The 10,973-nt window shown below is 39.9% G+C and carries 8 protein-coding genes, 1 tRNA gene and 1 rRNA gene; 7 read left to right on the forward strand and 3 right to left on the reverse strand.

Going from position 1 to position 10,973, the window contains the following annotated elements; genetic code table 11:
- Positions 1 to 632 precede the first annotated feature (632 nt).
- From OW495_RS04305 to OW495_RS04325, 5 genes are all read left to right on the forward strand, one after another.
- Complete coding sequence (locus tag OW495_RS04305; protein WP_102512805.1) at positions 633 to 1,484, forward strand: HlyD family secretion protein; 852 nt, start codon at positions 633 to 635, stop codon at positions 1,482 to 1,484.
- Positions 1,481 to 3,310 carry an FUSC family protein gene (locus OW495_RS04310; protein ID WP_198599530.1) on the forward strand — a complete coding sequence of 610 codons (1,830 nt, stop codon included), beginning with the start codon at positions 1,481 to 1,483 and terminating at the stop codon, positions 3,308 to 3,310. The genes OW495_RS04305 and OW495_RS04310 overlap by 4 nt, the downstream gene beginning before the upstream one ends.
- A gap of 400 nt (positions 3,311 to 3,710) precedes the next feature.
- Entirely contained in the window at positions 3,711 to 4,721 is a 1,011-nt protein-coding gene (locus OW495_RS04315; RefSeq protein ID WP_102512803.1) for a phospholipase A, read from the forward strand.
- Positions 4,722 to 4,749: 28 nt separating this feature from the next.
- Complete coding sequence (pdxY, locus tag OW495_RS04320) at positions 4,750 to 5,607, forward strand: pyridoxal kinase PdxY (RefSeq protein ID WP_102512802.1); 858 nt, start codon at positions 4,750 to 4,752, stop codon at positions 5,605 to 5,607.
- A gap of 294 nt (positions 5,608 to 5,901) precedes the next feature.
- Positions 5,902 to 7,563, forward strand: a complete 1,662-nt coding sequence (locus tag OW495_RS04325; RefSeq protein ID WP_102512801.1) for a winged helix-turn-helix domain-containing protein — start codon at positions 5,902 to 5,904, stop codon at positions 7,561 to 7,563.
- Positions 7,564 to 7,652: 89 nt separating this feature from the next.
- Here the strand turns inward: OW495_RS04325 and OW495_RS04330 are convergent, their stop codons facing one another.
- Positions 7,653 to 8,057, reverse strand: a complete 405-nt coding sequence (locus OW495_RS04330) for an RNA polymerase subunit sigma (RefSeq protein ID WP_065113079.1) — start codon at positions 8,055 to 8,057, stop codon at positions 7,653 to 7,655.
- Positions 8,058 to 8,474: 417 nt separating this feature from the next.
- Here OW495_RS04330 and tolC point away from each other — a divergent pair, with 417 nt between their 5' ends.
- Together tolC and OW495_RS04340 are read left to right on the forward strand one after the other, a co-directional pair.
- Positions 8,475 to 9,797, forward strand: coding sequence for an outer membrane channel protein TolC (gene tolC / locus OW495_RS04335; protein ID WP_102512873.1), 1,323 nt, complete (start codon positions 8,475 to 8,477; stop codon positions 9,795 to 9,797).
- A gap of 90 nt (positions 9,798 to 9,887) precedes the next feature.
- Entirely contained in the window at positions 9,888 to 10,253 is a 366-nt protein-coding gene (locus OW495_RS04340) for a hypothetical protein (protein ID WP_102486477.1), read from the forward strand.
- 436 nt (positions 10,254 to 10,689) lie between these two features.
- Here OW495_RS04340 and OW495_RS04345 read toward each other — a convergent pair.
- Positions 10,690 to 10,780 (reverse strand) — tRNA-Ser (locus OW495_RS04345).
- Positions 10,781 to 10,849: 69 nt separating this feature from the next.
- A 5S ribosomal RNA gene (rrf, locus tag OW495_RS04350) occupies positions 10,850 to 10,965 on the reverse strand.
- Positions 10,966 to 10,973 lie beyond the last annotated feature (8 nt).

The raw sequence follows: 10,973 nt of genomic DNA on the forward strand, positions 1-10,973 counted from the left end.
ATAAAAGAGTCATAATTAAAGAATCAGGAAAAACATAATTGAAGAAAAATGATAAAGAAATAATTACTTGAGTTATTTCTTTGAAATGACAATTTTTCAATTTTTAGGAAAATAGTCATGGAGATACTATTTCAAAATTTACGCCAGAACCCAAAATACAGATTCCTCATTTGCCTACTAGAGTTAAAGAAGCTCTTAAAAATCAATATCAAGAAAATATAACACATAAAAATCAACAGTTTAATATTTTTGTGCATGTTGAAATTATGAATTAATGATGTAAGTGTAATTATTTAATCTTTCCGAATAGATATACTTCTTGGCAACTTATCGAGAGTGGTCAGCAGAGTTATCTAATATTAAACATCAGTAACACGTATTAATTACGTTTGTCCGCTCAATATCAAAACCATTATTAATGGGTGTTAAAATGAAAGACCAACTATTATTTGGCAACGTTTATATACCGAGTTTTATGATACTTGTTATTGTTAGCTTGTTTGCTCTAATGTTAGTTAAGTACTTTCTTGGCAATGTACTAAGAAAGAATAAAATCATGAACCCTTCTTTATGTGAACTATGCCTAGTAATCATTGTTGCTGGGCAGTTTTTATTATTACAGGTAAAATAAAATGAATGTATTTAAAGTATTATTGCCCACAGCTCTTGTTATTGGTGCCGGCTTGACTTGTTATACCTCTTGGGTGGCATACACAGATTCTTTGTGGACTCGTGATGCAAAAATACACGTGGAGATTGCGCAAATCTCGCCGAAGGTATCTGGGGAAATTACTCGCATCGCGGTGACAGACAATCAGTTTGTCCATTCAGGTGATTTGTTATTTACCATTGACGATACGGATTATAATAATAACGTCTCTGATGCCACGTTCTCAATGCTAAAAGCAGAATCTGAACTCAATCAAGCGAAGAATGTGTATCGTCGTGACTCGAAATTATTGTCTGCACGATTGATTTCACCTGAGCAGGTAATGTCAGAAAAATTGCAAGTTGATGCCAATAGAGCTGAGTATAAGAAGGCAAAACTAGACCTAGCTAAAGCGCAGTTAGACTTGAGTCGTACCCAAGTGGTTGCACCGCAAGATGGTTATGTCACTAACCTTCAACAACGCCAAGGTAACTTTATTAATACTGGCGAAACCTTTGTAGCATTGGTGGAAAGCAACACTTATTACATTCAAGCTTATTTTACCGAAAACAAAATCAAAGAAATTAAAGAAGGGGCGATTGCAACTATCACACCTTACTCCTCTGGGGACACCTTTGAAGGTACAGTGGACGGAATTGGACGTGCGATCACCGACCAAAGTGCCGACAGCTCTGGCTTGGTATCAAATGTAGATCCCACCGTCCCCTGGGTGCGTTTAGCGCAACGTGTGCCTGTTCGTATTAGCATTCCACATGAAGTCATCGTAAATGAGAGACTGATTGCGGGTACCACTGTCTCGGTTACGATTCAATGATGTTACTTAATTGGGCACGGCAGTGGCTCGATCCTGACTCTGCCATTTTTGGTTTTCGTTTTGCTGTTGCCGTAGTGTTGACTTGGGTTTTGTCACAGCTGTTTGATTCAGATTCCACTGGAACGGCAATGATGACGACAGCCATTATTCAAATCACAGGTACTCGGGGAGCTAGCATCCGAAAAGCCATGGCGCGTCTTGCAGGCACTTTTATGGGGGGCGCTTATGTGTTGCTCATCGCAAGTGTGACTTTGATTGATGCATGGCTTTTTAACAGCTTCATTATTTTGGGCATTGTAGTTAGTCTTGGCATCGCTTCTTATTTTCATCACCGAGTTTCTTACATGTTTGCCATTGTGGGCGTAACGTTATCATTGGTTGGATTTCCAGTGGCAGCGGATCCGAATATGGCAAACCTCTTCGACCACGTCCAACTACGATGTGTCGGTATCTCGTTTGGGATCGTGATGTCTATGGTAGCGAGTCTCATGATCCCGTATCCGGATGATAAGCGTGAGCTAACGTTTGTCAAAAAACAGACAATTCATTTTATCAAGACACTTTTTCAATCGGATGCGTCCTCTGTCACTAAATCAATCCGAATTTTTTTGACTATGATTGGCCGAAAATGGCTGGCCGTGGATGATGAAATCTTTGGTAGTCAAAGTGATATGGCTGCCAAAATATCAAGCCGTACAAGTTTTTACGATTGTATCAACATTGCCATAATGGGTATTGAACTGCGTAACATGGGTGATTCTGCTGGTATGACCCAAGATGCATGGCAAGCATTACAAGAGAATGACTTCATACTTGAAGCAAGTTTTGCACAAGAGTGGTCACTGACAGAAAGTGACTTTTTCTCACTTTTTCACTTTCAAGTTAAGCAATTTGCCGCCCAACTTGACAACTTTTCGCAGCAAAACGGCCTAGCAAAAACTAGCGAGACACAATTTGTAGATAAAATTAGCGACTTTACCGATGGTTATTTGGTGCTAATCAATATGTTCAGGGCAGCACTAGCCCTTTTTCTATTGTCATTTATGTGGATTGAACTGCAGTGGCAAGATGGAATGGGTGCAATGATCATGGCTGGTATGGTGGTATCGGTCTTTGCGGCAAACCCTGGTGCAGAAAAAGCATTTAGTCCAAACATTTATGCCCAGTTTTTGGCCGGAGGATTTGCCTTCTTAGTCAACTTTATAGTCATGCCCATAGGCTCACCAATCATTGTTTATACGGTGGGGTTTGTGGGGATTTACATCATGGCGTATTGGTTTAACCAAAGTAAATCGCTATTAAAAATCATCATGATGGTCTCGTTGTTCTCTTGGAGTAATCTTGTACCGACAACCAGTATACCTACTTTCGATTTTGCTCATTTCTTAAACACTTTGGTGGCGAATATGGTGGGATTAATTGTGCTTTGGCTTTCTTACCAATTAATACCTTCTAGAACGGCAGTAGATATTGTTAAACGTCGTGTGGAACAACTGGTGCGTAAGGTCAAATACAAGCATAAGAGTGCCATTAACCAATTGAATTTGAACAATCTGTTTTTATCATTTTATCCTCACGTATTAGGTGAGAATGAAGATGATACGGTATTTCGGTTGCTCTACACCAAGTCCATTGTTCGTGTGCTAACAAACGAAATGCTTGATAGCGTGGAGCGCGATGTGCTCCTTTCTTCTTTAGACAGTGATAAAGAGCAACTCGTGGAAAACCAAGCGTTGCAGAAGCTGTTGAGTAGCAGGGTTAGCGATCAAGCGCAGCTCAATTACAATTGGTTTGCGCTAATGAAGTTATGCAATAGCAAACCTTAACCGTGGCGACCTATATAGAGATTGGTTCGCCAATCTCTATATAAGATAGGAGTCGCTCACAAAGTAACGATACTTGTCATCGACGTTAGTTCGACAACGCTGTTTGTTTTTATAAAGAGTCTCATGCAGGGATAAACTAACCTGTCATGACTGTTTTATCTCCATTTTATTTTTTCGGCCAAACGGTTTGACCCAACATAACGAGCAATGTAAGTTGCTGATTTTATTTGCTTAAAATGTATATCTTATATTTTTGATAGGTTTTATTTTTGTATAGCGAAGAGAAAATCATCAATGATTTAAAGGTTACGAGAAAATGAAATTTACTTTATTTATTCGCTGACGGTATCGCGCATTATTCATATCGAAACTTACTTAACGATATGAAAGGTAGCGAACGATGAACACTTACATAAACCGTATTAATCAGCCTTCTCCGCAGTCTAAAGCTTTACTGCTACTTCTTTCCTTAGCTGCGTCACCGGTTATGGCTGATGATACCCGAACCGACTCTGAACAAACGTTTGATAATTGTGTATTACGTCAAATCCATATGGATGTTGAGCAAGACAGCCTAGAAAAAATTAAAGCTCAGTGTGAGCAAGAAAAAACAGCTGGACGTGCTAAAACCACAACACGACATGAACTAGAAAAAGAAACGGCAGAGAACCCTTTTGTTATTACGCCTTATCGTCAGAACTACCTACTACCGATCACTCATATGAAATCGGTCAATAAAAATCCATATAATTCTGAGGTATTCGGCGATGCAGCCGATGGTTTGAGCGATGAAGAAATCAAATTCCAGATAAGCTTTAAAGTGCCTTTGATTACGGACGATATCTTCAATGAAAGTGATGAGTTGTACTTTGGTTTTACATTAAAATCATTTTGGCAGGCGTACTCGTCTGATATCTCAGCACCGTTTCGTGATACAAACTATCGCCCAGAAGTGTTTTACGAAACAAGATTGCCTATCGAAGCTGGGGATGGTTTATGGTTCTCTCGAGTTGGTTATGAGCACGAATCAAACGGTCGTACTGATGAGTTAAGCCGAAGCTGGAACCGAATTTATGCGGGTGTGGGTTATGAGGAAGATAATTTTATGATGTACGTTGAACCTTGGTATAACCTGGGTGGAATGGACAGTGATAACACCGATATCGAGGACTACCTTGGTCACTATGAAGTGACGACAGCGTATAAATATGACGTATTAGAGTTCACTGGCGTAGGTCACTACAACTTCAGAACAGGCTACGGCGGTCTTGAAGCGGGCGTCAGCTTCCCACTCTTAGAACACGTGCGTGGGTACGTGCAGTATTTTAATGGTTACGGTGAAAGCTTGATTGATTTTGACTATCACAACCAACGTATTGGTGTCGGCATCTTGTTGACTGATATTATCTAATAAACTGAATTTAAAAGAGAAGCTTTCGATGACAAATATTATATCAATTCAATCACACGTTGTTTTTGGTCATGCCGGTAACAGCTCCGCCGTTTTTCCAATGCAAAGAATGGGCGTTGAGGTTTTGCCAATTCATACCGTTCAGTATTCTAACCATACTCAATATCAGCAAGGTTGGACGGGGCGAGCGTTTGACGCCTCAGACATTGACCAGTTGATTTCGGGATTAAACAATATCGGGCAGCTTGATCAGTGTTTTGCCTTAGTCTCAGGCTATCAAGGAAGTGCAGCTCAATGTGATTCTGTTGTAACGGCGGTGAACACCCTTAAAACCCGTAACTCAAAAGCTTTGTATGTATGCGACCCTGTAATGGGTGACCCTGAAAAAGGGTGTATAGTACCTGATGAAGTCACCGATAAACTGGTCAACAACCTGATGCCGATCGCTGATGTGATTGTGCCTAATCAATTTGAACTGACTCAATTTACTGGGATGAAAATTGAATCACTTGATGATGCAGTGAAGGCGTGCGCATTGGCCTTGAGTAAAGGTCCGAAAGTGGTGTTAGTGAAACACTTACATAGCTTGTCAGATGAAAATTTCTCGATGATGTTAGCGACTGCGGAAGGCACTTACTTAGCTCAGCGCCCCAAACTAGAGTTTGCCAAACAACCGGTAGGCGTTGGTGATTTGATCACGGGCTTGTTTTCTGCAGGCCTGTCAAAAGGTTTATCGGCAGTCGATGCTTTTGGGCATGCACACAATGCAGCGTTTGGGGTATTAAAAATGACTCAAGACTGCGGGGAATGGGAGTTGCAAACCATTAAAGCGCAAAATGAATTTGTCCAGCCTACTTACGATTATCCTGTACAAAAAGTAGGTTAACACTCTAAAAACCCAGTGGCGGTGAGTACGTAAATCAATGGCGGATATTACCAATGAAACGCGAGACAAATTGGGTGCTCTCACTACCGCACTTCGATGAAAAGAGGCTAATACAACCAATTGTCAGTGAAGACATTAGAGGGCTACGACTAAGCGTATTTAAGCGCAAAATAAGCTATTGATTCTAAAGAGCCTCAATAATGAAAATTATCGAGGTTTTTTTGTTTTTTGTACAATTCTATCCTATAGTTTTTAACTAAATACAATAAGTTATAAAGAGTCTCGACAGAATTTATGAAGAATCAAAAAGTGCAGTATAAGTTCGACGAATGGTTGTTTGTTCCCTACGAGGATAAGTTTATCCTAGATGGAGAGACCATTGTTATTGATAATAGACTTTCCAAACTATTTCATTTCCTTTGTGAGTACCCAGATACTGTCTTTTCAAGAGACGAGCTGATTGACGAAGTGTGGAATGGTTCGATTCTTTCTGATCAAGTTATCACACAGGCTATTTTTGAGCTTCGTAAAATTCTCAAACAGCATGGGAATCACCCTCATGGATATATTGTTACGGTACCCAAACGAGGTTATAAATTAGACGCTACTGTTGATCGGACAATCGAAGCTCCGAAAGTATTGATTGATAGTGTTTTTAGAAGTGAATCGCTAGAAACTGAAACGTCGGACTATTCAAATGAAGGCGAAGTGCAACCTGAAACCGAATCTGCAGAGTCTGTTATCGCAGAGACCAAAGAGGTGGAACAACCTGAAGCTTTCAATGAAGACCCGGTTGTTGAAGAGCAAGCGCAGACGTCAAAACCGTTAGTCCAGCCCACTAAACCCAGTCATCCACCAGTACAGCCACCAAAGACTGAGACCAAAGAGCCCAAATCAACTAACGTAAAAAAAGCACCTTTGCTGATTACCGTTGCTGTGCTCTTTGCCGTGATAGTCTCTTGGTTTTTTATTAATCAAAACCAAGCCCCAAGCACAAATGTAGCGACAAAAGATATCGTTGAAACACCAAGTTATTTATCTCTTGAGCCTAGATACATTCATGTGATTATTGATGATGAGATAAGAAAAGATGATTTGAAAGTCGGTGTCATCAAAACGTTATTAGACTTTTTAAAAACATATCAAGATTTTCGAATTATCTATGATGGCCCAGCTGCCAAGTTAGCGGCAAATGAGATTCACTTTAAAAGCAGTACAAATCAAAGTAAAGAACGGTTAGAGATAGAGTATTTCAATCGTATATCGAAACATAAGCATTTAGATCGCAATTATGACGTATCTAATCAAGCATTGAAAAGATCTATAAAATCGTCGTTAGATGATTTACTGGATTCATTCAATCTTGATATCGATAAACAACAGATAGCGAAATTAGTTAATGAATTACCTGATGATAGCGTCGCATTAAATTCAATCTTGACCGCCCACTCAACTACCTACCATGGTACTTCAGAGCTAGAAGCTCTTGAACTGATCAAACAAGCCGAGATTTACGCACCAGAAAATCCTTACATTGTGGCTTCGGGTTATATCTATAACCTTTCTTATCTGTATTTGAATCCCAAGCAAGATAATACAACGTTAATTGCAGAGCAAAATGAAAGAGCACTACGAAAATTTTCGTCATTCTCCGAAGAAGGACGTAATACTCCAAGAGTAATAGAGGCTATGGTAATGATGGCTTTATCACAGGATGATACTGTAGCAGCCAATTCGTTACTTAATGCGATACCTCCAAATCGTCGTTCGGTTCTTTTTTATATTCTAAGTGCTAAAAAAGCAGAGTTAACGGGTAATCGAGATGCAGCAGAAGAGCTTTATTACTATGCGGTATTAGAGGCTTCGACCACTTTAGTACTCGATCTATCTGAAGTCTTATTTTTCAACAGTGATTTATCGGATATAAAGACCAAAATAGAACTGAGCTCTCGTTAGAAACTAGCAACCAGATTCACAAAAGGCACGGTAACTGAGGTTACCGTGCCTTTTATGTTTGAGTTCATTCACCTTGTGTTCGCTTTACCTTAGTTAAGGATGGTATAACCACGTTCAGTCATACAGTTTCTCATCACTTTGTCTTTTTCTCCTGAATATTGCATAGAAGCTTGTTCTTTTTGCGCTGAACCGCCTAAAAACCCCGTCACCAATCCAATGCCCGCGCCTATCTCTGCACCTGTTGAACCTGAGCCTCCACCAATTGCTGCTGCACCAGCACCTAGAGCCGCTCCCCTGCCGACATGTCTAATCGTTGTTCTGCCTGTGCTCTGTGTTTGTTGCAACTGCACTTGGCTACTCAATTGTTCACATTGATACATATCAGCACTGTATTTTTCCTGATCTAAACCTTTGGTGTCGATGATTAAGTTTTGAGAGAAAGCTTGCGGAGCAACCGCAATTGCCATTAATGATAGTAGAAGTGTTTTTTTCATTTTCTTATCCGTTAGTTGATTAATTAAGATGATCATAACGGATGACAAATCTGAATAAATAAAGGCCGTATAAACCATATCTAATAATCTTCTAATACAAAGCCACCATCAGATCTTTATTAATTTCAGGATAAAAACCAAATAAAAATCAGATAAAAAACCAATAAGACTTAACTCTATCTTATTGTTTTAAATAGATTATATAGAAAGTAGCATAGTGTAATTAATTGATGATAACAAAGCTTGCTTAGTACCTTAATATTCTCACCACGTTAACCACACCCTATCTAGGAGAGAATATGCCAACTCCAACAAAACTATACCATTCAGAGACATTGAATAAGCTTCGTGATCTGATCACTCCAGCCGCTTTAGTTACTTTTTAATGAAAAACTTCATATTTAATACGGTATCAAAATGAAAAATAAGACAAAAATTACTCCTCTGATCTTGTTGGCGATGAGTGGAGCGGTAAAAGCTGATTCACTGAGTGAAATCTATGGTTTAGCCAAACAACATGATCCTGAACTGCTTGAAGCGGCTGCTCAACGTGACAGCGCATTTGAGGCGATCAACTCAACAAGAAGTAACTTGTTACCACAAATTGACCTCACTGCAGGGTACGTCTATCAAGATACAGATCGTCATGAGGCTGACGGTAGTTCTGGGAACGTTAATCTTGGATTAGTCCAGTCGATATACGATCGCGGCAGCTGGATATCTCTCAGTATTTCTGAAAAAACGGCACGTGAAGCTGATGCTCGTTATGCGGTTACTCAGCAATCTGTGATTTACAATATAACAGAAGCTTATTTTGATGTTTTATCTGCAAAAGATAATCTTCGTTTTGTGCAGTCAGAGAGAGAGGCTCTAGCTAAACAGCTAAATCAAACTGAACAACGTTTTGCCGTGGGCAGTGCTCCCATCACTGATGTTCAGGATGCACAAGCGCAATATGACAATGTTGTAGCGCAAGAAATACAGGCTCAAAACTCGGTAGAAAATGCCTTGGAAGAATTACGCGCGATTACCGGACAGCCCGCTTCAAACCTTTCTGTTCTTGATATCAATCGATTCTCGACTTCGATGCCTGAACTCTCTGCAAATGATCTTGTTCAAAAGGCAAGTAATGAGAACCTACAAATTTTAGCCGGACGTATTCAAAAGGATATTGCTAAAGAGCAAATCTCACTCGCTGATTCTGGTCATTTACCGACAATTTCATTGACCACAGGTTATGAATACACAAAGAATTTTGATGAACCGAACAACCCAGTAACAGGTTATCCGCAAGATGATGATGAGAACTTATTCAACATTGGAGTATCTATCGATCTGCCAGTGTATTCCGGCGGACGTGTCACTTCAGAGGGTAAACAAGCTCAATATCAATATGTTGCTGCAAGCCAGGATCTAGAAAGTACTTATCGCGACGTAGAGAAGAATATTAGAGCAATCAATAACAACATTCGCTCAGCGATTGGGTCGATAAAGGCTTATGAACAATCATTGGTGTCCGCAAAGTCAGCATTAGAGGCGACAGAGCAAGGCTTTATGGTGGGAACACGAACCATGGTAGATGTTTTGGATAGTACGCAAAACGTTTATCAAGCACAAAAGAACCTATCGGATGCTCGTTATCAATATATTTTATCAAGAGTTCAGCTGAAACAGACTACTGGTTCACTAAGTGAACAAGACATTTTTGATGTGGACGCTGGATTAACTCGAATCCATTAATTGCGCTCTCAGAATACCATCCATGTGCTCCCAAAGCTTGGGAGTAATACAAATTACTATGGTGCAAGTGCCATTGAATAGGCAAACAAAATGAAAAATTTAACTCGAAATGTAGTTATCACGCCACAAACGCAATCAATGATTAATGAGCAGTTATCAACTTTAATGCAGTTAACCGAAGGCGCTTTACACGTTGAGTATGAAGCTAAGTTCAATATTGTATTCCAAGATTATGAAATTAAAGTATCTGCGTTCCTGCCAAGCCAAACATTTTATCTAAACAGCACTGATTGTGATTTGGACAAGGGACTAGAAGATGCATTTCTTGGACTTCAACATAAACTACAAAAATATGATGATAAAAAGGCAGTTAAACAAGCCATAGCAACCAAGATAAGTCAGGTGGTTAATGCTCTGAATGGTAATAGACAAGCTTTATTAGCTAAGATTCGTTAATCCAAATCAAAAGCACCATTGCGCCAGAATTAATTTTACTTACGTCCAATCCACATTACGAATAAGAGCTGTTTGAAACTTTCTTTCGAGAGTTTTATGCGGCTCTTTTTACGTCTGTATTTATGTTATGGCATGAGTTCGTTGTCGTGCTCTCAGCCTCTTAGATACCACTAAAATTCTGAACAGCACAGTGGCTCTATGGTACGTAGGAGACCACTTTATGACAACGCAGAGCATTCTTAAGTCTATTACTTCGGCTAGCCTAAGGGGACTTTATGATGGCTGATTATTAGAGCTAATAAGAACACAACTCTCTACTGAAGCGGAATATACTTCCGTGCGAAATAGACGCTGGCTTACCTCTTTGTTTCTAAGCAAGTTTCAAGTGCTACATATGCAAAAAAGCCCGCTGATTTCTCAGCGGGCTTTCTAATGGTGGTGGAGGGATAGGGATTTGAACCCTAGAACCGCTATTAACGGTTGCCGGTTTTCAAGACCGGTGCTTTCGACCACTCAGCCATCCCTCCAACAAATTGTCATCAATAGGTTAGCACACTGTTGAGGTTGCTACTTGTTATACAAACAACGAAATTAAAGCCTGGCGATGTCCTACTCTCACATGGGGAAACCCCACACTACCATCGGCGCTATTGTGTTTCACTTCTGAGTTCGGCATGGAATCAGGTGGGTCCACAATGCTATGGTCGCCAAGCAAATTTT

Origin of the sequence: Vibrio sp. 14N.309.X.WAT.E.F5, from assembly GCF_030397615.1 — a bacterium.
In the GTDB taxonomy this organism is placed as follows: Bacteria; Pseudomonadota; Gammaproteobacteria; order Enterobacterales; family Vibrionaceae; genus Vibrio; species Vibrio lentus.

What these genes read in the sequence shown, in the direction of transcription:
- pdxY (WP_102512802.1), top strand. Translation starts at nt 4,750, where the DNA reads ATGACAAATATTATATCAATTCAATCACACGTTGTTTTTGGTCATGCC.
- OW495_RS04315 (WP_102512803.1), top strand. Translation starts at nt 3,711, where the DNA reads ATGAACACTTACATAAACCGTATTAATCAGCCTTCTCCGCAGTCTAAA.
- tolC (WP_102512873.1), top strand. Translation starts at nt 8,475, where the DNA reads ATGAAAAATAAGACAAAAATTACTCCTCTGATCTTGTTGGCGATGAGT.
- OW495_RS04325 (WP_102512801.1), top strand. Translation starts at nt 5,902, where the DNA reads ATGAAGAATCAAAAAGTGCAGTATAAGTTCGACGAATGGTTGTTTGTT.
- OW495_RS04310 (WP_198599530.1), top strand. Translation starts at nt 1,481, where the DNA reads ATGATGTTACTTAATTGGGCACGGCAGTGGCTCGATCCTGACTCTGCC.
- OW495_RS04305 (WP_102512805.1), top strand. Translation starts at nt 633, where the DNA reads ATGAATGTATTTAAAGTATTATTGCCCACAGCTCTTGTTATTGGTGCC.
- OW495_RS04340 (WP_102486477.1), top strand. Translation starts at nt 9,888, where the DNA reads ATGAAAAATTTAACTCGAAATGTAGTTATCACGCCACAAACGCAATCA.
- OW495_RS04330 (WP_065113079.1), bottom strand. Translation starts at nt 8,057, where the DNA reads ATGAAAAAAACACTTCTACTATCATTAATGGCAATTGCGGTTGCTCCG.